At 67.7% G+C, this 23,863-nt stretch carries 26 protein-coding genes; 14 read left to right on the forward strand and 12 right to left on the reverse strand.

The window, feature by feature from the left end; genetic code table 11:
* Positions 1 to 747 precede the first annotated feature (747 nt).
* The 5 genes from VFE83_RS12565 (at position 748) to VFE83_RS12585 (ending at position 4,960) form a co-directional block, all read left to right on the forward strand.
* Positions 748 to 1,926, forward strand: a complete 1,179-nt coding sequence (locus VFE83_RS12565) for a glycoside hydrolase family 18 protein (protein ID WP_324906621.1) — start codon at positions 748 to 750, stop codon at positions 1,924 to 1,926.
* Positions 1,927 to 2,111: 185 nt separating this feature from the next.
* On the forward strand, positions 2,112 to 2,435 hold the full coding sequence (locus VFE83_RS12570) for a hypothetical protein (protein WP_324906623.1): 324 nt from the start codon (positions 2,112 to 2,114) through the stop codon (positions 2,433 to 2,435).
* Between the two features lie 147 nt (positions 2,436 to 2,582).
* A complete protein-coding gene (locus VFE83_RS12575; RefSeq protein WP_324906625.1) occupies positions 2,583 to 2,861 on the forward strand; it encodes a hypothetical protein in 279 nt (92 codons plus the stop codon).
* A gap of 392 nt (positions 2,862 to 3,253) precedes the next feature.
* Positions 3,254 to 4,093: a c-type cytochrome gene (locus VFE83_RS12580; protein WP_324906627.1), complete on the forward strand. Its 840-nt coding sequence runs from the start codon at positions 3,254 to 3,256 to the stop codon at positions 4,091 to 4,093.
* Positions 4,094 to 4,183: 90 nt separating this feature from the next.
* Complete coding sequence (locus VFE83_RS12585) at positions 4,184 to 4,960, forward strand: extensin family protein (protein WP_324906629.1); 777 nt, start codon at positions 4,184 to 4,186, stop codon at positions 4,958 to 4,960.
* 19 nt (positions 4,961 to 4,979) lie between these two features.
* Here VFE83_RS12585 and VFE83_RS12590 read toward each other — a convergent pair whose 3' ends face one another.
* Positions 4,980 to 5,600, reverse strand: coding sequence for a DUF4136 domain-containing protein (locus tag VFE83_RS12590; protein ID WP_324906631.1), 621 nt, complete (start codon positions 5,598 to 5,600; stop codon positions 4,980 to 4,982).
* A gap of 197 nt (positions 5,601 to 5,797) precedes the next feature.
* On the opposite strand from VFE83_RS12590, the gene VFE83_RS12595 reads away from it, so the two are divergent.
* Together VFE83_RS12595 and VFE83_RS12600 are read left to right on the forward strand one after the other, a co-directional pair.
* A complete protein-coding gene (locus VFE83_RS12595; protein WP_324906633.1) occupies positions 5,798 to 6,724 on the forward strand; it encodes a dienelactone hydrolase family protein in 927 nt (308 codons plus the stop codon).
* A gap of 323 nt (positions 6,725 to 7,047) precedes the next feature.
* The gene (locus tag VFE83_RS12600; protein WP_324906635.1) at positions 7,048 to 7,359 is read left to right on the forward strand and encodes a hypothetical protein; all 312 of its coding nucleotides are present in this window, start codon (positions 7,048 to 7,050) and stop codon (positions 7,357 to 7,359) included.
* A gap of 275 nt (positions 7,360 to 7,634) precedes the next feature.
* Here VFE83_RS12600 and VFE83_RS12605 read toward each other — a convergent pair whose 3' ends face one another.
* On the reverse strand, positions 7,635 to 8,177 hold the full coding sequence (locus VFE83_RS12605; RefSeq protein ID WP_324906637.1) for a peroxiredoxin: 543 nt from the start codon (positions 8,175 to 8,177) through the stop codon (positions 7,635 to 7,637).
* 199 nt (positions 8,178 to 8,376) lie between these two features.
* Between VFE83_RS12605 and VFE83_RS12610 the strand changes: the two genes are divergently transcribed.
* Both VFE83_RS12610 and VFE83_RS12615 read left to right on the forward strand, forming a co-directional pair.
* Positions 8,377 to 8,919: a BON domain-containing protein gene (locus VFE83_RS12610; protein ID WP_324906639.1), complete on the forward strand. Its 543-nt coding sequence runs from the start codon at positions 8,377 to 8,379 to the stop codon at positions 8,917 to 8,919.
* 100 nt (positions 8,920 to 9,019) lie between these two features.
* Positions 9,020 to 9,448 carry a VOC family protein gene (locus VFE83_RS12615; protein WP_324906641.1) on the forward strand — a complete coding sequence of 143 codons (429 nt, stop codon included), beginning with the start codon at positions 9,020 to 9,022 and terminating at the stop codon, positions 9,446 to 9,448.
* A 106-nt stretch (positions 9,449 to 9,554) separates the two neighbouring features.
* Here VFE83_RS12615 and VFE83_RS12620 read toward each other — a convergent pair whose 3' ends face one another.
* A complete protein-coding gene (locus tag VFE83_RS12620; protein WP_324906643.1) occupies positions 9,555 to 10,733 on the reverse strand; it encodes a serine hydrolase in 1,179 nt (392 codons plus the stop codon).
* A gap of 181 nt (positions 10,734 to 10,914) precedes the next feature.
* Here VFE83_RS12620 and VFE83_RS12625 point away from each other — a divergent pair, with 181 nt between their 5' ends.
* The gene (locus tag VFE83_RS12625) at positions 10,915 to 11,268 is read left to right on the forward strand and encodes a YciI family protein (RefSeq protein WP_324906645.1); all 354 of its coding nucleotides are present in this window, start codon (positions 10,915 to 10,917) and stop codon (positions 11,266 to 11,268) included.
* Between the two features lie 875 nt (positions 11,269 to 12,143).
* On the opposite strand, the gene VFE83_RS12630 is transcribed toward VFE83_RS12625, so the two are convergent.
* The gene (locus tag VFE83_RS12630; protein ID WP_324906647.1) at positions 12,144 to 13,493 is read right to left on the reverse strand and encodes a cation:proton antiporter; all 1,350 of its coding nucleotides are present in this window, start codon (positions 13,491 to 13,493) and stop codon (positions 12,144 to 12,146) included.
* Between the two features lie 94 nt (positions 13,494 to 13,587).
* A complete protein-coding gene (locus VFE83_RS12635; RefSeq protein WP_324906649.1) occupies positions 13,588 to 14,001 on the reverse strand; it encodes a hypothetical protein in 414 nt (137 codons plus the stop codon).
* Between the two features lie 117 nt (positions 14,002 to 14,118).
* Here VFE83_RS12635 and VFE83_RS12640 point away from each other — a divergent pair, with 117 nt between their 5' ends.
* The gene (locus tag VFE83_RS12640) at positions 14,119 to 15,528 is read left to right on the forward strand and encodes a pyridoxal phosphate-dependent decarboxylase family protein (protein WP_324906651.1); all 1,410 of its coding nucleotides are present in this window, start codon (positions 14,119 to 14,121) and stop codon (positions 15,526 to 15,528) included.
* On the opposite strand, the gene VFE83_RS12645 is transcribed toward VFE83_RS12640, so the two are convergent.
* The gene (locus VFE83_RS12645) at positions 15,525 to 15,899 is read right to left on the reverse strand and encodes a hypothetical protein (RefSeq protein WP_324906653.1); all 375 of its coding nucleotides are present in this window, start codon (positions 15,897 to 15,899) and stop codon (positions 15,525 to 15,527) included. The genes VFE83_RS12640 and VFE83_RS12645 overlap by 4 nt on opposite strands.
* Before the next feature lie 120 nt (positions 15,900 to 16,019).
* Between VFE83_RS12645 and VFE83_RS12650 the strand changes: the two genes are divergently transcribed.
* The 3 genes from VFE83_RS12650 (at position 16,020) to VFE83_RS12660 (ending at position 18,164) form a co-directional block, all read left to right on the forward strand.
* Entirely contained in the window at positions 16,020 to 16,820 is an 801-nt protein-coding gene (locus VFE83_RS12650) for a MipA/OmpV family protein (RefSeq protein ID WP_324906655.1), read from the forward strand.
* Positions 16,821 to 16,989: 169 nt separating this feature from the next.
* Complete coding sequence (locus VFE83_RS12655) at positions 16,990 to 17,151, forward strand: hypothetical protein (RefSeq protein WP_324906657.1); 162 nt, start codon at positions 16,990 to 16,992, stop codon at positions 17,149 to 17,151.
* Between the two features lie 230 nt (positions 17,152 to 17,381).
* Positions 17,382 to 18,164: a TerC family protein gene (locus VFE83_RS12660; RefSeq protein ID WP_324906659.1), complete on the forward strand. Its 783-nt coding sequence runs from the start codon at positions 17,382 to 17,384 to the stop codon at positions 18,162 to 18,164.
* Between the two features lie 54 nt (positions 18,165 to 18,218).
* Here VFE83_RS12660 and VFE83_RS12665 read toward each other — a convergent pair whose 3' ends face one another.
* The 6 genes from VFE83_RS12665 to VFE83_RS12690 form a co-directional block, all read right to left on the reverse strand.
* Positions 18,219 to 19,106: an MBL fold metallo-hydrolase gene (locus tag VFE83_RS12665; RefSeq protein ID WP_324906662.1), complete on the reverse strand. Its 888-nt coding sequence runs from the start codon at positions 19,104 to 19,106 to the stop codon at positions 18,219 to 18,221.
* Between the two features lie 124 nt (positions 19,107 to 19,230).
* Positions 19,231 to 19,815 (reverse strand): mechanosensitive ion channel family protein, encoded by a 585-nt coding sequence (locus tag VFE83_RS12670; protein ID WP_414674738.1) that lies wholly within the window; start codon positions 19,813 to 19,815, stop codon positions 19,231 to 19,233.
* 31 nt (positions 19,816 to 19,846) lie between these two features.
* On the reverse strand, positions 19,847 to 20,713 hold the full coding sequence (locus VFE83_RS12675) for a glucose 1-dehydrogenase (protein ID WP_324906664.1): 867 nt from the start codon (positions 20,711 to 20,713) through the stop codon (positions 19,847 to 19,849).
* A gap of 190 nt (positions 20,714 to 20,903) precedes the next feature.
* The gene (locus VFE83_RS12680) at positions 20,904 to 21,803 is read right to left on the reverse strand and encodes a hypothetical protein (protein WP_324906666.1); all 900 of its coding nucleotides are present in this window, start codon (positions 21,801 to 21,803) and stop codon (positions 20,904 to 20,906) included.
* A gap of 36 nt (positions 21,804 to 21,839) precedes the next feature.
* The gene (locus tag VFE83_RS12685; protein ID WP_324906668.1) at positions 21,840 to 22,496 is read right to left on the reverse strand and encodes a glutathione S-transferase family protein; all 657 of its coding nucleotides are present in this window, start codon (positions 22,494 to 22,496) and stop codon (positions 21,840 to 21,842) included.
* Positions 22,497 to 22,661: 165 nt separating this feature from the next.
* Complete coding sequence (locus VFE83_RS12690) at positions 22,662 to 23,783, reverse strand: polysaccharide biosynthesis/export family protein (protein WP_324906776.1); 1,122 nt, start codon at positions 23,781 to 23,783, stop codon at positions 22,662 to 22,664.
* Between the last annotated feature and the right edge of the window lie 80 nt (positions 23,784 to 23,863).

Consider the following 23,863-nt stretch of genomic DNA (forward strand, 5'->3'; position numbering starts at 1 on the left):
GTGGTACGTCGCGTGTCGACGACGCGTGGTGGTGATGTTGCCGGACCCGCTGGCGGATCTCGTCGGGCGCAAAGGCGAGATTGCAGTCCGCGGAGGCATTCGCGCTGAGCGCCAGCGTGAGCGCGAGGCAGAACCGGGGCAGGGGAGTCGGCGTCATCCGAGTCGCATCACGTAGGCAATGCGATGAAAGTGGCACCGGCTCGCGAATCGCGATATCCGATTCATGCGCCGAAGTGGCCGCCAGCTTCGGACCGTGCCTGGCGATTGCCGCATGTACGGGAGGTCGTGAGCAAGCTCGCTCCTGCAGTTCCGCGCTGCGCTCGCTCTCAAGCCGAAGCCAACCGATCACGCCAAGCGTGTGCGCGGGGGCGCTTTGTAGGAGCCAGCTCGCTGGCGACTGGCCGCTACGCCTCCGGCTATGCGCAACGGTTGTCGCGTCGGTCCGGGATGTCGCGAGCAAGCTCGCTCCTACGGTTCCGCGCTGCGCTCGCTCTCACGCCGAAGCCAACCGATCGCGGCCAGGCCGCCGTGCGCGGGGCGCGCTTCGTAGGAGCCAGCTTGCTGGCGACTGGCCGTTACGCCTCCGGCTATGCGCAGCAGTTGCCGCATCGGTCCGGATGTCGCGAGCAAGCTCGCTCCTACGGTTTCCCGCTTTGCGCTCGCTCTCACGCAAACGCGGCATCACGCACTCCGCAGACACCATTCACCCGCGCTAGCATGCCCGCGACGCCAATGCCCGGAGGTCCGATGTTCCGCCAGATCCTGAGCACCGCCGTACTTCTGGTGGCAGGCGCGTTCGCGCCCGCCATGGCCACCGATGCGGACGCCACGAAGCGCCACGTCATCGGCGCGTATTACCCGGACGGCTCGGCGGAGAGGTATCCGGTCGCCAACATCCCCGCCGACCGCCTCACGCACCTGTTCTATGCCTTCGCCCGCATCGACGACGGCAAGTGCGTCGTCGCGCCGGAAGCAACGGCACACTTCACGGCGCTGGCGGAGCTCAAGCGCAGGCATCCGCACCTGCGCACGCTGATTTCCATCGGCGGCTGGGAAGCGGGCGGATTTTCGGATGCGGCGCTGACGGCGGAGAGCCGCAAGCGCTTCGTCGATTCGTGCGTGGCGATGTTCTTCGACACGCATCGCGGCAGCTTCGACGGCGTGGACATCGACTGGGAATTCCCGGTGTACGGCGGGCCGAAGGAGATCACCGACCGCCCGCAGGACCGCCGCAACATGACGCTGCTGGCGCAGGCATTCCGTGAGCGCTTGGATGCGCTGGGCAAGGAGCGCGGCCAGCCATTCCTGGTCACCGCCGCGCTGCCGGTCGGACGCATGCAGTCGGACGGTGCCTACGATCCCGCGCGCAGCTTCGAGCTCGCCGCGCTGGCGAAGGTGCTCGATTTCATCAACCTGATGACGTACGACATGGGCACTGCGTTCTCGAAGGTGGCGACGTTCAACGCGCCATTGCGCGAGGACCCGGCCGATCCGCTCGATCCCGCGCTGCGTCGCTGGAACAACGTCGAAGGCGCCGTGAAGTACTACCGCGACCACGGCGTGCCGGCCGACAAGCTGGTGCTGGGCGTGCCGTTCTACGGGCGCGGATTCCGCGTGGACAGCGCCGATGACGACGGCCTGTACCAGCCGTATAGCGAGCCGTACGACGCCGGCGACTGGCGCACGCTGCGCGCGACGAAACTCGACGACCCGAAGTGGCGCCGGCACTGGCATCCGGTCGCGCAGACGCCGTGGCTGTTCAACGCGGAAGAGAAGGTGTTCGTGAGCTACGAGGATCCGCGCTCCATCGGCATCCGCTCGCGCTTTGCACGCGAGCAGGGCCTGCGCGGCGTTTTCATGTGGGAACTCACCGGCGACGACGAACAGCGCAGCCTGTTGAAGGCGATGGTGCAGCCGTTCGAATGATGGTGTTGTCCAGCCACGCTTCAGCTTGGTTACACCCCCGTCACTGCGCCAATGCGTAACTGCAGGCAGGCGAGTCGATCGACGGCAGAATGAGCGTACCGCGCAGTTTCGTTGCATCCGGGGTGAAGGGCCGCACGCGTCCTTCCGGCCCGAAGCGGCCTACGCATCAGTCGCCTGCGTCCGCCGTGGGGCCCGCGCTCCATCACGCAGGACGTTACGAAGCCATCGGCATCGCCGCGGTGCCGGCCTGCATGCACCGCGGTTACGTGATCGCCGTGGTGCTGGACCGCCTGACCACGGATGAACCGTGGTGCGGTCGCGCGCTCATCTCGTTCCAGCGCACGCCGTTCCGACCCGTCGCCGTGTTGCACTTCGACGGGTTGCCGACCGCGGAGTTCGGCGACAAGGCCTGCCGCATGGTGGTGGAGGCGGCGAGGCTGCGCATCGATCAGGTCGAAGACGTCGATTACGGCGTGTGGCCCGCCAACGAGTCGACCAGTCCTCGCTGACATGCCTCATGCGATGCGTTGACCGGGGCGGCAGCGCACGGGGACTCGCCGGAAGCCGCAACTGCGCCACGATGGCGTGAATCCGTCGTGAAGCCGGCGCATGCGTGCCCGGCGCAGAATGTCGCTCTCCTGCGCGCGGAGCAGGTCATGGCCGAAGACATCGATGACACCGGCACGATGCAGGCGCTGCTGGAGCGGCTGCTGAACTTCCGGCTTCCGCGCGCGATGGCGCTGAAGAAGCGCGTGGACGCCGGCGAACGACTCACCGACGCCGACATCGCCTTCCTCAAGAGTGCGCTGGAAGACGCGCAGGACGGCCAGAAGTTCGTGGCCCGCAATGCCGAATTCCACGATCTCGGCATCCGCATCGTGCAGCTGTACGAGGAGATCGTGCGCAAGGCCACGGAGAACGAGAAGCGGGCCTAGCCCGCGGCTTGTTCGTCGTCCGCGCGATGTGCGGCGCGCGCGTTTCCACCTCGTACATCGCCGTATCCGCAGGTGCGATCAGGACGTCAGCCTCGATGGCCTCGTCGGCGGTGACCACCCCGACGCTCGCGCGGGCGTCGCGGATCCCGACATAACCCAGCTGGAAACCGGCGGTGTGCTGCCTGCGGTCGTTCGGCGAATGTCTGCGTGGCATGCCGGCCTTCGGCATACGCGAGGCTGCCGGGTACGACGAACTCGTCGCCGCCAACGTCGGCGGGGCGTGCGGATGGCGATGATTCCATCGGGCGATTCCAGATGGAGCCTTCATCCCGGCTGGCCTGCCGCGTCGCGGATCCCCGTTACCCCGGGACACTCCTGTGGAACGACGTGCGATGAAGCGGTTGGTTAAATGGCTGGGAATCGGGGTGGCGGGACTGGTGCTGCTGGGCGGGGCCGGGCTCGGCGTGCTGTACGCGACGACGCAGTCGCAGTTGCGCCGGCCACAGGTGGAGGTGACCGCCGTGCTGCCGGTGGGCGACGCGAAGGAAGGCGCCCGGCTGGCCCAGGTGCTGGGCTGCCGCGGTTGCCATCAGGACGACCTGTCCGGCGCGGTCTTCATGGACCAGCCCAACGTGCTGCGGCTGGTCGCGCCCAACCTGACCCAGGTTCGCGACGATTACGACGCGGCGGCATGGGTGCGCCTGATGCGGGCGGGTACCAAGGCCGACGGCACGCTGGCGATCGGCATGCCCAACGCCGCGCACCAGCGCCTCACGGACCGTGAGATCGCCGACCTGGTCGCGTACGTGCGCAGCGCGCCGCGGGTGGACTCGACGACGCTGGGGACCACGCACCTGTGGCCGCTGGCGCGCCTGGGGATGGTGACCGGAAAGTTCCGGGTGGAAACGCTGGCGGGCGATCCGCCGGAAAGTCCGCAGGTGCTGGCGCAGCGCGGCACGCAGGATCGCGGCGAGCACCTGGCCTACATCGCCTGCAGCGGCTGCCACGGGCACGATCTCGAAGGCGGCGATGCCACCACGCATCACGCGCCGCCGCTGGAGGTCGCCAAGGCGTACGACGCGCAGAGCTTCGCGCGGCTGCTGCGCACCGGGACCACGCTGGCCGGCAAGGACAGCGCCACGGGCATGATGAGCCAGGTCAGCCGGCGACATTTCTCCTCGCTTACCGTCGACGAGATCGCCGACCTGCACGCCTATCTCGTGCGGCGTTGAGCGCGCTGTGGGGTTCAGCACAACGTGGCTTTCACACCATGACGATGCGTGAGGTTGACGCGCGCATCGTGGCTGACGACGCTGTCATGCATGGCTTCCGCGCGCTCGTGGTCCGGACTGTTGTGGCTGCTGCCGTTGCTGCTGATCGCGGCGGTGGCGTGGGCCGTATGGTCCGGCCGCATCGTCATTCCCGAGCGGTGGAATCCCTGGGCACCGTTGCGCATCGATGCGGCGCCCAACTTCCTCACCCGTTTCAAGCTGATGCGGGCATCGGACGACCGCGCCGCATGCCAGGTGGCGCTGGCGCAGGCCGGGATGAGACTGACGCCGCTGGAAGATCGTGTCACGGGTGAGAACTGCGGGTTCGACAATGCCGTCCGCATCGAGCGCACCAGCGTCGCGGTGGGTGAGCCGTTCTCGCTGACTTGCCGCGCCGCCCTGTCGCTGGCGATGTGGGAACGGCACGTGCTGCAGCAGGCCGCGCAGGCGCAGTTGGGGTCACGCGTGAAGCGGATCGAGCATTTCGGCTCGTACGCCTGCCGCAATCTTTACGGCGAAGCCGGACGCCGCCGCAGCCAGCACGCCACGGCCGATGCGCTGGATGTCGCGGGTTTCGTGCTGGAAGACGGTCGCCGCATCAGCGTCGTGGGCGACTGGAAGCGCGAAGCCGGCCCGCAGCAGGCGGACGCACCGGCCGGGGAAGCCGTAGCGCAGGACGCGGCCCCATCGACGCCGGAATCGCGCTTCCTGCGCCAGGTGCACGATGGCGCCTGCGAATACTTCGACGCGGTGCTCGGCCCGGAATACAACCGCGCGCATGCCGATCACTTCCACTTCGACCGGGGTCGGGCGCGGGTCTGCCGCTGAGGTGGCGTCGCTGGATGCGCTACCGCGCCGGGGCCCGCGGCAGGTCCGCCAGCGTCTGCGCCGCGATCGCGTCCAGGTCGACCGGGCGCTTGTCCTTCGCGCGGACGCTGCCGCGATAGAGCGCACGCCACAGCACGCGGACGTCCGCCGGCTGCAGCACTTCGATCATCAGGCCGCCCTCCACCGTATCGACGGTGTCCACCTTGATGGTCGGCGCGCCGTTCGCGCCCTGCGTGACGATCTGCGAGCAGCCATCGCTGCGGCATTCGACCGCGGCTTCGCGAGCGCTGGCCAGTCCGCTTTCGCGCACCTGCGCCTGCTGCACGTCGCGCACGCCGACGCGGTAGGCGATGGCGATGTCGGCTTTCGGCAGGTCGTCGGTGCGGCGATAGCCCTTGGCCTGCAGTGCGCGGTCGAGCGCGGCCTGCAACTGCGTGCGCAGTTTCGGGTCCTGCACCCGGCGGTCGAATTCGGCCTGCAGTTGGCCCGGCATCGGCACCCAGGCGTAAGTGGCGCCAGGCAGCGCGGTCGCCGCCTTCGACACCTCCACGTGCGCGGCCGGTACGGCGCGTGTCTGGGCCAGGCAGGGCGCGGACAACAGCGCCAGGCAGCAGGCGATCGCAAGACCGGGTGTTCTCATGGGCCGTCCGTCCTGGAGAAGTGGCGCCACTGTGGCGACGGCTGCATCACGGTTGTGTGATGCGGGCGTGAGCGGTGCGCGGCGCACGGTCCGGCGCGGCAGGAGCGCAGGTCGTCGCAGCCGGCGACGTTCCGCGGACTGTCGTGACCGCTATCGGCTAAGGTCCGCACAGCCACCCACCGGCACGCGAGGTTCCCATGGCGACTCCTCCCCGCAAGACGGCCAGCGATTTCGATCCCGAAGTGCTCAAGCTGTTCGACCAGTACGTCCATGGCGTCATCGACCGTCGCGGGTTCCTGTCGGGTGCGGCGCGCTTTGCGGTTGGCGCGACCACCGCGGCCGGATTGCTTGCGGCGCTGAGCCCTCAGTTCGCCGCAGCGCAGCAGATCAAGCCGGACGACAAGCGACTCGACGCGAAGCACATCGAGTTCGATTCGCCGCAGGGCTACGGCAAGGGCCGTGGCTACCTGGTGCGGCCGGCGAAGGCGCGAGGCCCGCTGCCGACGGTACTGGTGATCCACGAGAACCGCGGCCTCAACCCGCACATCGAGGACGTGACCCGCCGGCTCGCGCTGGAGAACTACATCGCCTTCGCACCGGACGCGCTGTTCCCGCTGGGCGGCTACCCGGGCGACGAGGACAAGGCCCGCGCCGAGTTCGCGAAGCTTGATCAGGCGAAGACGCGCCAGGACCTGCTGGCCGCCGCGCGCATGCTCAAGAGTGTCGACGGCGGCAATGGCCGTCTGGGCGTGATCGGCTTCTGCTACGGCGGCGGCATGTCCAACTTCCTCGCCACGCAGTTGCCGGACCTCGCCGCGGCCGCACCGTTCTACGGCCCCGCGCCGGCGGTGGAGGACGTGTCAAAGATCAAGGCGAGGATGCTGGTGGTGCTGGCCGCCAACGACGAGCGCGTCAACGCCGGCTGGCCGGCCTACGAGGAGGCGCTGAAGAAGGCCGGCGTGCGGTACGAGTTGTATCAGCCCGCCGGTACGCAGCACGGTTTCCACAACGACACGACGCCGCGGTACGACGAGGCAGCGGCGAAGGAGGCATGGAAGCGGTCGCTGGCGTTGTTCGAGGAGACGTTGCGGGAGAAGAGTGGGGCGGGGAAGAGGGCGGGCTAAGCGTACGTCGCTGCCTGTTTGGGCTTCTCCCTCCGCTTCGTCATTCCGGCTTCGTCATTCCGGCGAAGGCGGGATCCTGTGCCGTCGCCCTTGCTTGTCATCCCCGCGAAGGCGGGAATCCATGGACTTTTCACGCTTCACCTGATGTCGCTCAGCCGCGCGGCCTTCAGCCGTGCTCCTCATCCCGCCGAAGCCGGGATCCATGCCGTTGCCTTGGCTCGTCATTCCCGCGAAGGCGGGAATCCAGGGACTTTTCACGCTTTACCTGATGTCGCTCAGCCGGTGGCCTTCAGCCGTTGCTCGTCATTCCCGCCTTCGCGGAGATGACGAACAAGAGCAAGAGCAACAGCAACAGCGAAGGCGATAGCGAAAGCGAAAGCGATAGCATCAGTGGCGCAGGCGTTCTTCGCTCGTCATCCCGGCGAAAGCCGGGATCCGTTTTGCTGCTGCCTCAGGAGAGCAACAGCCAAGCTTCCGTCGTCTACGGCCGGAAGCTTTGGCTTTCGCGGCGGACACGCGGACGGCAAAGCGTGAAAAGTCCCTGGATCCCCGCCTTCGCGGGGATGACGAGCAAGAGCAACGGCAACGGCAAACGGCGACAGCAACAGCAACCGCAACAACCGCAGCAACAGTGAAGGCGATAGCAGTAGTGGCGCAGGCGTTCTTCGCTCGTCATCCCGGCGAAAGCCGGGATCCATTTTGCTGCTGCCTCAGGAGAGCAACGGCCAAGCCTCCGTCGTCTAAAGCCGGTCGGAAGCTTTGGCTATTGCTCCTGACGGGCACCGGCAAAGCGTGAAAGTCCATGGATCCCCGCCTTCGTGGGGATGACGAGCGAGGTGCCCGGTGCGTCCACGCTGCTCACGAACAGCACCCATTTCTTCAGTGCCTTACTTGTCCCTTCTTCAGTGCCTTACTTCTTCAACGCCTTCACCGCGTCCAGCGTTTCCTTCACGTGGCGGTTCGGATTGAGGTCCGAGTACACGTGGACGATGGAGCCCTGCGGCGAGATCACGTACGACGTGCGGCTGGACCATTCCGGTTTCTTGTCGAGGATGGCGTCGTACTGGCGCGCGATCTTCGCGCCGGGGTCGGCGGCGACCGGGAACTTGCCGCCGCAGTGTTCCGTCGACTTGGAGAACTCGGCCAACTGGTCCACGTTGCCCGCGGTGACGCCGATCACGGTCGCGCCCTGCGCTTTGAACTGGTCGATCGCCTGCGAGAACAGGTGCGCCTCCAGGTTGCAGCCGGGGGTGAAGGCCGCGGGGAAGAAGTACATCACCACCGGGCCCTTCTTCAGCGCGTCGGAGAGTTTGAACGTGAAGGGATTGCCGGCCAGGTAGGCGGGTGCCGAGAAGTCCGGCGCCTTCGAGCCGGTCTTCAGCGCGGCGAAGGTCGGCAGGGCCAGGGCGATACCGAGCAGGCCAAGGGCGAGGGGTTTCAGCAGGCGGGTCATGACGGGGCCTCGGTTGGAGTGCGGCATACGATACGCCGCGTTACGCGCAGGTGCGCAGTCCGCTGGAAAGCCGTTCTACGGACGGCGGAAGAGTGCGATCCGCCTGAATGTTCCAATCGAGTGCCCGCGCGTCTTCGCGCTGCGTTTTCGAGCCCGATGGCAACATCCATGGTTCCCGCGGACTTGAGGAGGAAGGCGCATGCGATGGCCCTCGATGTCGATGAATCCGGGAGTGGACGCCGCGCGTTTGCGTTCCGGAGCGAATACCGTGCTGGGCCTTGCCGCCGCATTCGCGGCCGGGGCACTGGTGATGTACCTGATGGATCCTGCCGCCGGCCGTCGCAGGCGCGCGCTGATGCGCGACAAGGGCGTGGCGATGGGGCACGGCGCGCAGCATTACGTGCATGCCAAGACCAAGCGCGCCAGCGACCGCGTTCGTGGCGTGGTGGCGAAGACGCGTGCGCACCTCTCGCACGAGCCGATCGAGGACGAACGCCTGCACGATCGCATCCGTTCGAAGATGGGCCGACTGGTGTCGCATCCCCACGCCATCCACGTGGACGTGCACTACGGGCGCGTCGTGCTGAAGGGCACTGCCCCGCGCGACGAGGCCGACGAGCTGGTGTCCATGATCGAATCGATGCGTGGCGTGGAAGGCGTGCACGACCTGCTGGTGACCGAGGAGCAGCAGCCGCCTCAGCAGCAGCTGGAAGGCGGCGAACAGCAGGAAATGCGCCATTGATCGGACATCATTGATCGGAATTGCGCACTTGCCGCGCCGGCCCGTCCGGTGCGGCACGCGCATGCTGTAATCCGGGCTCAACCACACGGAGCACAGGCTCATGGAAACGCAGGAGCTGCATCGCGGCCGCATGATCGACCACATCCAGCTGGTGGTCCGCGATCTGGACGCCAGCCGACGCTTTTACACCGCGGTGTTCGAGACGTTGAAGGTGCCGCAGGGCGGAAGCGGTGACGACCACTTCTGGTACGACGAGTTGTTCATTTCCACCGCCGACAGCGAGGCCGCGCAGGGGCAGTTGACCGGCCGACACCACCTGGCATTCCAGGCGCAGGACCGTGCGATGGTGGACGCGTTCTACAAGACGGCGCTGGAGCACGGCGGCATCGACAATGGTGCGCCGGGCAAACGCGATTACCACCCGGGCTACTACGCGGCTTTCGTGCTGGATCCGGACGGCAACAACATCGAGGCGGTGTACCACGGCGAAGCCAAGCGCAGCGCGCCGTCGGTGAAGGTGACGTTCTGATGTTCCGGTGACTTCGGAGCGCCGCCAGTGTCGGCTGCAGGCGCTCCGGTAGCGTTGGCTCGATCGAACGTGGAGGGCGGCGCCAAGCCTTGTGCCGCGACCGTGCTTACCTGTTCCGCGCAGCCAGCACCTTGCCAATGAACTGGTCGAGCGCATCGCCGCGGTCGATCCAGCGGACCACGATCACCAGGTCGTTGTCCCAGTCGATATAGACGATGTTCTGACCGTTGCCGCGGAACGTGACGCTGCTCTCCGGTGCCGAGGGCAGGGCCTTGCGATCGGTATTGAGGAACCAGTTGGCATAGCCGTATTCGCGGTTGGCAGGGCCAGGCGTGCGGGCCTTCGCGATCCATTCGCGCGAGATCACGCGCTGGCCGTTCCACTCGCCCTGACGCAGGAACAGATAGCCGAAGCGTGCCAGGTCCCATGCGTCGATGAACATGCCGCCGCCCCAGTGGCCGCCGCCGGAAACCGACCGCATCTTCTGTCCGTCCAGCTCGATCCACGAATTGCGGTAACCGTGCCAGCGCCAGCGGCTGCTTGCGCCGATGGGATCCATCACGTGTTCGCGCAGCACTTCCGGCAGCGGCCGGCGCCACACCTGCAGCGCGGCCAGCGCGAGCACGTTCACGCGCACGTCGTTGTACATGTAGAAGCTGCCCGGCGCATGGCGTGCACGGTTGGGCCACTGCTCCTGCGGGCCGCTCGGCCGGTCGGCCCAGTCCGGCCGACCCCACAGCGTGCCCTGCCAGTCGCTGGTCTGGCGCAGCAGGTGCTCCCAGGTGATCGGCGCGTTGTGTTCGGACGTGAACAGGTCGACGTCGCGCGGCATGTAGTCGGCGACGCGATCGTCGGTGTCCTTAATGAGCCCGCGCTGCCAGGCCACGCCGACGACGGTGCTGAGGAAGGTCTTGGTGACGCTGTGGCTCATGTCCACGCTGCGGGTGTCGCCGAACTCGGCCACGACGCGGCCGCGATGGACGATGAGGCCGTTGATCGGCGCGCGCGTCGCGGTGGGGCCCAGCTGTCCTTCGAAGTAGGGCTCCCTGGTGCCGAAGCTCTGCGCCAGGGAGAGCGACTGGTCGCGCGGTTCGGGCGCGTCGTGCGCCTGCGCGAACTCGACCGCCTCCTTCAGCCTTGCCGGGTCGAAGCCCGCACGTGCCGGATCGATGCGTGCCCAGTCGCCACGCGGTGGGAAGTACGTGCCGGCGGCCTGGGCGGCGGTGCTGGCCACCAGCAGGAGCAGGGCGAAGGCGCAAAGGCGAACGTGCGCGGGTAGTGTCATCGGTCGGGAGGATGGCAGCGAAAGGCCGCAGCATAGCGGAGCGGCGCGGACGCCCGGCGTGACCCGGTCCGAATGTCGATCCGCCGAATGTCGATCCACCCACCGCCCGTTCGTCGTCCCTGCAGAAGTGCGCTTCCACGCCGGTGTCGCCGGCGGGCGGGCTTCGCCACAAGGAGATCCCATGCGATTCCTCTCGATGATCCGCATCAACGAGAACACCGGGCAGGTGCCCAGCCAGCGCCTGATCGACGAGATGACCCGGTTGATCGAGGAACTGCGGCGCTCCGGCGCGCTGCTCGACACCGCGGGCCTGCAACCTACCTCGCAGGGCCGGCGGGTGCGGCTGCACAACGGAAAGATGTCCACCGTGGATGGTCCGTTCACCGAGACCAAGGAAGTCATCGGCGGCTACGCGATCCTGAAGGCCGATTCGTTGGACGAAGCCGAGGAGCTGACGCGCCGCTTCCTGCAGGTGCACGGCGACGAGTGGAACCTGGAATGCGAGGTGCGGCAGATCGAGGAGCCGGAGGTCTGAAGCGCTGACCTATCGGGCGAGCCCGGGTGGTGGCAGGACGGCACCAGCGGTCACGCTCTGGCTCGTCATCCCCGCGAAGGCGGGGATCCAGGGAGGTTTCACGCTTTGCCGGGCGCCTCGTGGGGGAAGCGTTGGCTGTTCGGGAGCAACAGCAACAACGCAGCCGCCATATCTCTGCTTCAGCTCTTGCTCGTCATTCCCGCGAAGGCGGGAATCCAGGGACGTTTCACGCTTTACCGTGCGCGTCTCCGGAACGAAAGAGCCAAAGCTTCCGTCCGTCTAAAGCCGGGTCACTTTTCTTTGCTAGACCCAAAGTCCGACTGGATTCCCTTCGGTCAAAAACGTAACCCAAAGAAAGGGTCTTCCCCGACACAGCAATCCCACGACCGGAAGGGAGTTGGCGCCCCGCAAGTCGGACGTGGCCTTGGCCACGTGGCCCGCACTTGCGGTGCGGGCGTTCGGGCAGTGCGCGAGCCAGTGGCTCGCAAGCACGCATCGCCCTCACTCCGTGCCTCCTTGCTCAGCGCCGCACATCCATGTGCGACGCCCTACGGGTCTAGCGACGTGCTTGGCTGTTCAAGTGCAACAGCAACGCAACAGCGAAGCGACAGCAAAGCGTGAAAAGTCCCTGGATGTTCGGCTACGCCGAAGTACAGCGGAGCCCGCCTTCGCGGGAATGACAACCAACGGCGAGGCACTCTCGCTGCAGATGAGCACCGGTAAAGCGTGGAAAGTCCTTGGATCCCCGCCTTCGCGGGGATGACGAGCCAGGAGCAAAAGCGGATGGTGCAAGCGCGCACGGAGCAAGCGCGTACGGGCTGACACACACGGGCTGCAACGTACGGGCCAGCGCGTATGAGGCCAGCGAGGCGCGGTCAGTGACGATTGCGCGCCGCGCGCCATTCGATCAGGTCCAGCAGTGGGCCCGTCATCGCTGTGGTCACCAGCGCCATCACCACCAGTACCGCGAACAGGCGGTCGCCGATCAGGCCGAGCTCGTAGCCCAGGTTCAGCACGATCAGCTCCATCAGGCCGCGCGTGTTCATCAGCGCACCCAGGCGCAGCGCCTCGGTCCGGGGCATGCCGGCGCTGCGTGCGGCGAGCCATGTGCCCACGCCCTTGCCCAGCGTGGCGACCACGATGACCACCGCGCCCAGCAGCAGATCGCTGGATTGCCAGCCGTCCACGCGCAGGCGCAGGCCGGTCATCGCGAAGAACAGCGGCAGCAGCAGCGAGATGGCGAACGGCTCGACGCGTTCGATCAGCAACTGGCGCAGACGCGCGTTGCCGGACACCGCGATGCCGGCCAGGAAGGCGCCGAACAGGGCGTGGATGCCCAGCAGTTCGGTCACCAGCGCGCAGGCCAGCGCCAACAGCAGCAGCCAGATCAGGCTGCGTCCTTCCAGTTCGGGACGGATTTCGCGGCGCGAGATCCACGGCCGCGCCAGCGTCAGCACGGCCGCTGCGAGCACCAGCGTGCCCACCAGGCTCAGCGCAGCGCCACCCCAGCCGGTGGACTGCACGGTCGCGACGATCACCGCCAGCAGGCACCAGGCGCTGGCGTCGCCGAGTGCCGCGCAGGCGATGGCGATGCGCCCCAGGTCGGTATGCGCGATGCCGCGGTCGGTCAGGATGCGCAGCAGCACCGGGAACGCGGTGATGCTCAGCGACACGCCCATGAACAACGCGAAGCTGCCGAAGCCGACGCCGGCCGGCGCGTGCTCCGCGTGCAGGGCGAAGGCCAGCAGCACACCGCACAGGAATGGCAGCGCGATGCCCGCGTGGCTGACCAGCACCGCCAGGCTGCGACGGCCCTGCAGAGTGGAAAGCTCCAGCTCCGCACCGGCGACGAACAGGAACATCAGCACGCCGAGCTGGCTCACCAGTCCCAGCGTGCCCAGGCTTTCCGGCGCGAACAGCCAAGCCTGTCCTTCCGGCCAGACCGCGCCCAGAAGCAGCGGCCCGAGCAGCAGGCCGGCCGCCATCTCGCCGATCACAGCGGGCTGGCCCAGGCGGCGCAGCAGCCAGCCGGCCCCCTTGGCGATGCACAGCACCACCAGCAATTGCATCAGGAAGCGCGACAGCGGTGAGGTCAGCGTGTCGTGGGCGGCGGCTCCGGGCTGAATGTTGGCGAGCGGCAGCGACGGAGCCTCGATGCGCGTCAGCAGCACCGCGACGGCCAGCGGCACCACGACGAGCAGCAGGTAGCGCCAGGGAACGTTCAAGCCGGTCCGTTGTGTCTGCGTTGGTTCCACGAAACGATCCTGCGGGCGACCGGCGGAATATAGCCGCTGCCATGGCCATCGGATTGCCCGTCGCTCAGCCGCGCTCGGCCATCACCCGTCGCGCCAGCCCCTTCGGCGCCAGCGTGCAATAGCTGGCCAGCAGGAGTTGCTCGACGTCGTCCCATTCGGTGTCCGCGTCCAGCGTCATGCCGGCGATGTCGGGCCACCAGCGCGGCAGGAAGTAGGGCTTACGTGCGAGGCGTGGGATGTCGACGGCCGGACGAGGCGTGCGGAACGTCAGCACGCAGGCCGGCCCGGGCGTTCCGGCGGCCTTCGCGTATGCCGGCGGCCAGCCGTCGGCGATCATCACCACGTGCGCGAAGTTGTGCCGCGCGATGCACCAGCGCGTGCCGGTCCATGCCGCTTCCTCGACCACCTCCGGCAGGTCCAGGCAGACCAGTCGCAGGCGTTCCACCACGGCGGCGGGCGGGGCGGGGTGCTTGGCCATCGGGCGTCTCCATGCCGGGCACTGCCGTGCAGCGTACTGCGCGATTGGCCTGCAGCGCGCCTGACGGGACGCGCATCCGGCGTGGCTTATGCTCGGGCCGGTCTACGGAGGAGAGCCATGGCCACAGACCGCTTCCAGTCCGCCGTGTTCGATGAATACCTGGAGAGGGCCGGCGCGCATGCGGGCCGCTACCTGCGCCGCCTGCCCGACCGCCACGTCGGTGCGCGAGCGAGCCGCGAAGAGCTGCTGACCGCGCTGCACGTGCCTTTGCCGCAACAGGGCGATGAAGGCGGCGAGGTGATCGACCTGCTGGCCGAGAACGCCGAGCAGGGTGCGGTGGCCTGCAACTCGCCGCGATATTTCGGCTTCGTGATCGGCGGTGCGTATCCGGTGGCCCTGGCCGCGGACTGGCTGGTGTCGACGTGGGACCAGAACGCCGGCATCTACGCGATCTCGCCGCTGGTTTCGGTACTGGAGGAAGTGACCGCGCAATGGCTGCTGGACCTGTTCGACCTGCCGCGCGAATCCGGCGTGGGCTTCGTCACCGGCTGCCAGATGGCCAACTTCACCTGCCTGGCGGCCGCGCGCCACGCCGTGCTGGAACGCGCCGGCTGGGACGTGGAAGCCGACGGACTGATCGGCGCGCCGCGCATCCACGTGGTGGCCTCGGTGGAGGCGCACATCACCATCGACGTGGCGCTGCGTTACCTCGGGCTGGGCACGCGTTCGGTGCACCGCGTTGCGACCGACGAACAGGGGCGCATGGACGCCGATGCGCTGCGTGACGTGCTCGCCACGCTGGAAGGCCCGGTCATCGTCTGCGCGCAGGCGGGCAACGTGAACACCGGCGCATTCGATCCGCTGGCCGAGATCGGCCGCCTTGCACGCGAGCGTGGCGCCTGGCTGCACGTCGACGGTGCGTTCGGCCTGTGGGCGCGCGCCAGTGCGCGGCATCGTGCCCTGGCCGATGGCATCGAACTGGCCGATTCGTGGGCCACCGACGCGCACAAGTGGCTCAACGTGCCCTATGACAGCGGCGTGGCGATAGTGCGCGACGCCGCCGCGCACCGTGCCGCGATGACTTCCGTCGCCGCCTACCTCGTGCAAACGCAGGGCGCCGAGCGCGATGCGGTGGACTGGGTGCCGGAGTTCTCGCGACGGGCGCGCGGCGTGCCGGTGTACGCCACGCTGCGCGCGCTGGGGCGCGACGGCGTGCAGGACCTGGTCGACCGTTGCTGCGCACGCGCGCGGCAGATGGCGGACGCACTGGCGAAGGAGGACGGCGTGCGCATCCTCAACGAGGTGGCGCTGAACCAGGTGCTGGTGCGCTTCGGCGACAGCGACGAGCTGACGCGCGCCGTCATCGATGGCGTGCAGCGCGAAGGCACCTGCTGGCTGGGCGGCACCACCTGGCAGGGACAGGGCGCCATGCGCATTTCGGTGTCCAACTGGGCGACCACCGAGGACGACGCATCGCGCAGCGCGCAGGCGATCGCGCGCGTGTACCGGAAGCTGCGCGCAAGCTAGGCGGGTTCGTGCGCGTCGGACTGCGTCTCGGTGCGCAACACCAGCCAGGCGAGCACGAAGGCGACCACGAAGGTGATCGCCAGCGACCACAGCCGCCAAATCTGCATTTCGGGGAAGCGTTCAGCGAGTGGGCTTTCCGGCCCCATCAGCATCAGCGCGTGTGGATACAGGATGGTGATGATGGGCGTGGGCATCGGTGCGCCCAGCAGCGAGAACGCCGTCGCGAACGCCAGCATCGCCCACGGCGAGCGCACCCGATGTCGGCGCAGCATGCGCAGCAGCCACCACGAGGCCAGCAGCAGCGGGGAGGCGAGCACCGCCCAGAGCGGCATCAGCAACTGGAGCGCGACGAGGGTAGCCAGCACGTCCATGTCGATCCTGTGACGAAGTGAGCGTTATAGCGATGCCGAGTGCGAGCCGGCAGCCGCCGTCCTTAATCGCTTCTTAAACAGCCGCCCTCAGTCTGCGCGCACCCCACACGAGCCCCACCCATGAAGCACGCCTGCCTGCCGGTCCTGCTGTTGCTGTCGTTGCCGAGCCTTACGTCCGCACAGGAGGCGCCCAGCGTCGCCGTCACGCGCGCCGAACTGCCGCGCTGGAGCCTGGGGCTGGGCGGCGCGGTCCGCAACAGCGAGTTCGCAGGCGAGGGCACCCGCACGCTGGCGATTCCCTACGTGGGCTTCGAGGGCGAGCGCTTCTACCTGCGTGGCGCCACGATCGGCTACCGGCTGGTCGAGCGGGATCACCTGGTGGTCAGCGGCTTCATCGCCGGCCGGTTCGACGGGCTGGACGCGGACGACTTCGGTCGCGCGGAGCTGGCCGAGCGCGGCGTGGACCGCGACCTGCTGTCCGACCGCGACGACAGCGCCGATGCCGGCGTCGCCGTGGTGCTGCGCAGCGCGGCCGGCGAGGTGGAGTTCGACGCGCGCGCGGACATCACCGATGCCAGCGGCGGCTACCAGACCTCGCTGGAATACCGTTACCCGTTCCGCGCGGGCAAGGTGGCCATCACGCCCGGCGTGGGTGCCAACCTGCTGTCCAGCGACATGGCGAACTACTACTACGGCACGCTGGACGAGGAGATCGCGCGCGGTGTCGTCGCGTACCGGCCGGGCGAGGCGCTTGTGCCGTACGCGGTACTGGGCGTGTACATGCCGCTGGGGCAGAACTGGATGCTTTCGGCCAATGCGCAGTACCGCTCGCTGCCCGACGAACTGAAGGACAGTCCGTTGGTGGAAGCAGGCACCGACAGCACTTCGATGGTGCTGCTGGCGGTGGCGCGGCGCTTCTGAATCCGCGTCCGCGCCCGTCGCGCGGTGTTGCCATGCAAGCGTCATGAGCGCGGGTTATCTCGTCATGGCGACAGGGTCGTGGGTCGTGACGTCGCGACGATGCCGGCTTCGCCACGGCTTAACCTCGCGACCCTGATGCTGTCCCTCCAGCAAGACAGGGTTCCCCCGCATGAGCACCCGCAAGCCCGTCATCGGCGCTTCGTCGCCACCCCGTCCCCGCGCGCCACGCGTGGTCGTCCTGCCGCGGCGCGAGGATGCGCGCCGTCCCGGCCGCGCCGATCGCGCGGAGCACCAGTTGCGCCTGCGCCGCCTGAGTGCGCGCCATGCCTGAACACCGCGCGGGCGCTGTCATGGACCTGACGCGCGCCCGTGCTAGCATCCATGCCCTGAAGGGGAGTAGCTTCGCGTGCTGTCGCCGTCACTACGAGGATTCGTCCTCCGGTGCAGCAGCAGGCCTTTCGGCCTGTGGGCAAGACCTTCGCCGCTCCACGGCGAAGGTACGTCCAGCGAATCCGTTGGGTCCCTGCGCCGTGGCCTCAGTCCACCCAGGCCCGACGTTGAATGGAAACCCTACTCAATCCTGAAATCTGGATCGCACTGGCGACGTTGACGGCGCTCGAGCTGGTGCTCGGCATCGACAACATCATCTTCATCTCCATCCTCGCGGGGAAACTGCCCCCGCATCAGCGCGACAAGGCGCGACGGCTGGGCATCACGCTGGCCGCGGTGACACGGCTGGGCCTGCTGCTCACCATCGCGTGGATCGTCGGGCTGACCGCTCCGCTGTTCTCGGTCTTCGGCCATCCGTTCTCGTGGCGCGACCTGATCCTGATCGGCGGCGGCCTGTTCCTGATCGCCAAGGCGACGCACGAGATCCACCAGAAGCTCGAGGGCGCCAGCGAGCACGTCACCGCCGGCAGTGTGGCGCAGGCCAGCTTCACCTCGGTGATCATGCAGATCATGATCCTCGACATCGTGTTCTCGCTGGATTCCATCATCACCGCGGTGGGCATGGTGGACGAGCGCTGGGTGATGGTCGCGGCCATCCTCATCTCCATCGTCTTCATGCTGATGTTCGCGCGGCCCATCGGCGAATTCGTCGAACGCCATCCGACCGTGAAGGTGCTCGCGCTGAGCTTCCTGATCATGATCGGCCTGGTGCTCATCGCCGACGGCTTCGGCCTGCATATCCCGAAGGGTTACGTGTACACGACGATGGCGTTCTCGGTATTCGTGGAAATGATCAACCTGTGGATCCGCAAGCGCGAGCAGGCGAAGGCGAAAGCCACAGTCGAACCGGTCAAGCTGCGCGAGCGCTACGTCGAGGAATCGGCCGCGGACTGACGGCCACTCCGGACGGGCTTCGCCGCTGCGCGAAGCCCGTCTTTTTTCCGCGCTCTATCCGACGATGGTGGGGCCCTGCGCGTCGGCGAAAGCCTGCGCCGGCACGCGCACCGACTGGCCGGAGATGCGTTCGAACTCGGTCACGTCGTGCGAACAGAACACCAGCCCGTCCTGCGGATGGCGATGCGCCAGCGTGCGCAGGCGCTGCTGGTTGGCCAGGCGGAGCTTGCGGTTCTTTTCCATCATCCACTGGTAGAAGCGCAGCCCCGGCGTGCAGTACGGATGCGAGTCCATCTCGCGATGGTGGAAGTACGCATCGCCGGCCAGCAGCATCCAGCCCTGGCCGTGTTCGATGACCACGCCGCTGTGGCCGTGCGTGTGGCCCGGCAGCGGCACCAGCAGGATCTCCGGCGGCAGGCCGTCGAGTTCGCGCACGCAGTCCAGGTCGTTCCAGCGTCCGCCCGTGTCGGACGGATAGGTGTGCCAGCGCGGCTGGCTGGACCACTGCTGCGGACGGAAGCGCTGGCGGTCCAGCCACGTCTTCTGCATCAGCGCGTGGTCGCGTTCCTGCGCGAGCATGTGTACCTGCGCCTGCGGAAAATCGTCCAGGCCGCCGGCGTGGTCGAAGTCCAGGTGCGTCAGCACGATGTGGCGCACGTCGCGTGGATCGAAGCCCAGCCGCGTGATCTGCCGCACCGCGGTCATCTGCTCGCGGAACTCCGGACGCAGCAGGAACAGGAAGAAGCGGCTCAGGCGATTTCGCGGATCGGCCACGTCACGCAGCCCCAAGCCCGTGTCGATGAGCACCAGTCCGCGGTCGGTTTCCGCCAGCACGCAGTGGCACGCCAGCACCCCGCGCTCGACGATGCCGCGGCTGCGGCCATCCATCAGCCGCCCGCCCAGCGGGCAGGTCGAAATGCAGTTGAGATGGTGCACACGCATGGCGTCCTCCTCGCGGGGGCATGGAGGACACGCAGGGGCCGTGCCAGCGATGCGCCGGCTCATGGCGCGGCCGCGCGCAGACGGCCTGCAAGCTTTTCGCGCGCGGGCAGGAGTTGCCTGGGCTTCAGGCGTCCGGCGCGGGGTCGCCCCGCCAGCGCCGGATCGTGCGCTGGAAGAACTGGCTGTTGGGGATCTGCAGCGTGGTGTCGCTGCCGTCGTCGCGCTTCTCGTGCAGCGTCGTGTAGATCAGGTTGATGTCGATGACGCGCCCCTTGAGGCCGGGCTTCTCGCCGTTCTCGATCAGTTCGATGTGGTCGTGCAGGCGGAACGGGCGCGCGGTGAGGATGAGGAAGGTGCAGAAGATGTTCGACAGCACGCTCCACGCCGCGAAGAACGCCACCGCCGCCACCGCGGTGAACCCCGTCAGCGCCGTCCAGAGCACCGCGCCGGATACGCCCAGCCGCTCCAGGATCAGCAGCGCCGCGGCCATGTAGATCAGCGTGCCCAGCACGCGTCGCGCGCCGATGGCCAGTTCCGGCGGCAGCTCGTAACGGCCGCACAGGCGGTTGAGGATGCGGCGGAGCAATGCGCGCAGCACCCATGCGGCAACGAGGATCAGAGCCGCCTCGCCCAGCGGCACGATCAGATCCATCCAGTCGCGCACCCAGACCGGCGCGGGCAGGGTGGCGGAGGGCGAGAACACGTTCATCGCTCGCCCCCCGCGCAGGCCGCGGCGACCATCACAGCATCGCGGCGCCGCCGGAAATGGTGAGCAGCGCGCCTGAGGTGTAACTGGCGCTGTCGGCGGCCAGCATCACGTACGCCGAGGCGAGTTCCGCCGGCTGGCCTGGCCGCTTGTACGGCACGTCCTCGCCGAAGGTCTTCACTTCCTCCTCGTCCATGCCGGCCGGGATGAAGGGCGTCCAGATCGGCCCGGGCAGAACCGCGTTGACGCGGATCTTCTTCTCGGCCAGCAGCCCGGCCAGGCCCAGCGTCATGTTGGCGATGGCGCCCTTGGTGGCCGCGTACGGCAGGATGTTCGGCGTGGGCTTCTTCGACTGCACCGAGGCGGTGTTGATGATCGAGCCGCCTTCGGGCATGTGCGGCGTCGCCAGCCGCACCAGGTTGAACGGCGCGTGCACGTTGGTGGCGAAGGTCTTGTTCCATTCCTCCAGCGTAATCTCTTCCAGCGAATGGAAGTAGCGCTGGTACGCGGCGTTGTTGACCAGCACGTCGATCCGGCCGAAGTCGGCAACGACCTGTTCGACCATCTCCTGCGCCTGCTGCGGATCGCTGATGTCGCAGGCGATGGTCAGTGCCTGCATGCCGGCCTCGCGGATCTGCTCGGCGATGCGCTGTGCATCGTCCTTCTCGGTGGGCAGGTGCACGATGGCCACGTCTGCACCTTCGCGCGCGAACGCGATGGCCACCGCCGCACCGATACCGCTGTCGCCACCGGTGATCAGCGTTTTTTTGTCCTTCAGCAGGCCATGGCCGACATAGCTGCGTTCGCCGTGGTCGGGACGCGGATCCATCTTCTCCGTCTTGCCCGGGAAGGGCTGCTGCTGCGGCTTGAACGGCGGGCGCGGGTATTCGGGAACGGCCATCGCGGGCTCCTGTGCAGTGCGGGGGAGCGTCCAGTGTCCGCATGCACGCGTAAGCGCACCGAGAAGAGTGCAGCGCGTTGCGTTGACGCGCGCTTCAGTCTGCGCAGAGCGGGCGCGCACAGGCCATCGGCGCCGCGCGCACGCCGGTGCCCGCGGTTGCCGGCATTCCGTAACGCTTGCTGCGGCCGCGCTAGAACTCCACGCCCGGGCGCAACAGCAGCTGGAACACCAGCAGCAGCGCGATGGCCGCCAGCAGCGGCAGCACGAACGACTCGACGCGGCGTCCGGAGGCGACGGCATCGCGCACGCGCCACGCGCCGGCGAGCATCCACGGCACGCCGACCAGCATCACCAGCACCGGCAGCAGCACCACCTCAATGAGCTCGCGCGGCACGCGGAACGGGATGACCAGGGCCGTGCCGATCACGGCCGGAAGCACGACGAACTGCAGCATCACGCTCGCACGCGCGCGCGCCGTCGCGATCTCGCCATCCGCTTCGGCCAGCGCCAGCGCCGGACGCACCATCGCCAGCGCCAGCAGCGGCATCGCGATCAGGGCCAGCAGCGCCGCCACCGTCTTCACGGCCGGCGACCACTGCAGGTACTCCATCGCCATGCCCACGTCGCTGCCGGAACTCAGCGCACCGATCACCACCTGCGGCAGCGCCATGAACAGACCGCAGTAGGCCATCCACAGCAGCCCCAGGCGGAACTGCATCGAGTTGGTCGCGGTGCCTCGCACCACCAGCAGGCAGGCCAGACCGACCAGCGCCGTTGCCAGTGCCCCCGTGCCCTGGAACAGCGAGGCCAGCTCGTGCTGGCCTTCCCATCGATGGTTGTTGTGGAACAGCGTCGGATGCAGGCCGGGCGTCAGCGCCTTGGGCAACACCAGAAACAGCTCCTGGACGAAGAACGTCAGGTTGAAGGCCAGCGTGTAGAGCAGGGCGGATACGAACACGCGCGTCCAGTCCCAAGCCGCAGACGCAGAAGATGGCAAGTCCCGTCGTGCGCGCAGCCAGCCCCTGATGCCAAGCCAGGCCGGGCCTGCGAACAGGGTGATGACGGCGCAGATGGCAATCAGGGTGACCATGCAGCCTCAGGGTGGTTGCGGGCCAGCCATGATGCCTCAGTCGCGGTCGGGCGCGCCCAGTGGGAAGAACGGTCGATACGGCCGTGCTTCCTCCACCGCCCGCGCGAACGAGGGACGCGCGAGCAGGCGTTGCCGGTAGGCGCGCACGCGTGGGAATTCCTCGCCGATCGGATGCGTCCAGTCCGCGTAGAACAGGAACGGCGCCGCGCCGCAATCGGCCAGGCTGAAGCTCGCGCCGGCGACCCATTCGCGGCCGCCCAGCACGCCATCCAGCCACCCGTACGCGCGTTCCAGCATGGTGCGCGCCTCCGCGACACCGTAGGCGTCGCGCGCAGCCTCGGGGCGCAGGGCGTCGAGCACCACCTTCTGCTGCGGCGTCGATATGTACTGGTCGAAGAAGCGGTCCATCATCCGCACCTCCAATGCCTCGCGCGGGTCTTCCGGTATCAGCCGTACCGGGCCCGGATGGTGCAGCTGCAAGTGCTCGATGATGCAGGTGGCTTCGACCACCATGCGCCCGTCGTCGACCAGCACCGGAAAGCGCTGCACGGGCCACATGCGTGCCAGTTCCTGCCAGGCCTCGCAGTCCGGGGACTCCAGCAGCTTCCACTCGAATGGCGTGCCGTTCTCGTACAGCGCGGTGAGCACCTTCTGGCAGTAGGAAGAGAACGGGTGGGCGTACAGCTCCAGCATTGGGACGTCTCCTTGGGGCCGGGGCAGGATGCCCCGTTTCCCAGGCGACGAACCAGTGAGTCGCCAATCGACATCGCGATGCGATGCGCGCAAAAAAATCCGGCGGCCCTCCGGCCGCCGGTGTCCCAATGCGCGTTGGTGGTCGGGCCGGATGGTCCGGCTGCCTCAGCGCTCGATGTCGTACTGTGCCGATGCCGCGTTGGTCACGAGCGAAGACAACGGCAACAGCTGCGACAGGAAGCGGTTCCAGCGCGTGATGCCGGCCGGGCCCACCCAGACCACGTCGCCGGGCTTGAGGCGGAAGCGGTCGCCCAGGGCGAAGGCCACCGGCGACTTCGCGTCAAGCTGGTAGACGGTCGGCTGTTGCTGCTGCATGTCCTCGATGCCGCGGATCACGTACACCGACTCGCCCTTCGAGGTGATCGGGTTCAGGCCGCCGGAGCGGCCCAGCGCCTGGTTGAGCGTGATGTCGGTGGTCTTGAAGGTGATCGCCTGCGGGCGCACCACTTCGCCGACGACGTAGACCTCCTTGCGATCGTTGAACGGCAGGAAGATGCGGTCGCCGGGCTTGAGGTAGATGTCCTGGGCGATGTTGCCGTTGCGGTTGAGCGCATCCAGGTCGAGTGGATAGTTGCGCCCGTCACGCGTCAGCACCAGTCCGGAAAGATCCGCCTGCGCGACGTCGACGCGGGCGCGGCCGATGGCCTGCGACAGCGTCAGCGGCACGGTGGTCAGTTCCTGCGGGGTGGTGTCCTCGAATGCGCCCTGCAGCGCCACACGGCTGCCGAAGCCGACGACGTTGACGTCGAGCTGCGGATTGGTGAGGTACTTGGCCAGACGCGTGGTGAGCGTGCTGCGCAGGTCTTCGATGGTCATGCCGGTGACGTTGAGCTTGCCGGCGTACGGGAAGTAGAACGTGCCATCGGGCTGCACCAGGCGACCGTTGGTCACGGCCTGCTGCTGGTTGCCCGCAGGCGTGGTGAGTTCCGGATGATCCCAGACGGTAACGATGAGCGTGTCTCCGGGCTGGATCTTGTACGCCTCGCCGCGGAATTCGAGCAACTCCGGCGCAATGACGGCGCGCGGCGGCGGTGCGGCGATCACCTCCTGGGTGATCGGAACCATCTTCACTTCGCCCCCTGCGAAGCGCGGATCGTTGAGCGAGCTGCGCGTCATGTGCTGGCCGGTGCAACCGGCTGTGACGGTCGCCACTACGACCGAGCAGGCAAGAATGAGCGTCTTCAATGCATGGCCCTCAGGTTCGTGGCAGGCATCGCCCGATGCCATCGTCACGCATCCATGGTCGACGTGCCGATCAACGTAAACGGCTTGGAATTAATACGTGGCTGCGGAGTCCTTCACGCAAT

The sequence above is a fragment of the Lysobacter sp. genome (genome assembly GCF_035655815.1).
Lineage (GTDB): Bacteria > Pseudomonadota > Gammaproteobacteria > Xanthomonadales > Xanthomonadaceae > Lysobacter_J.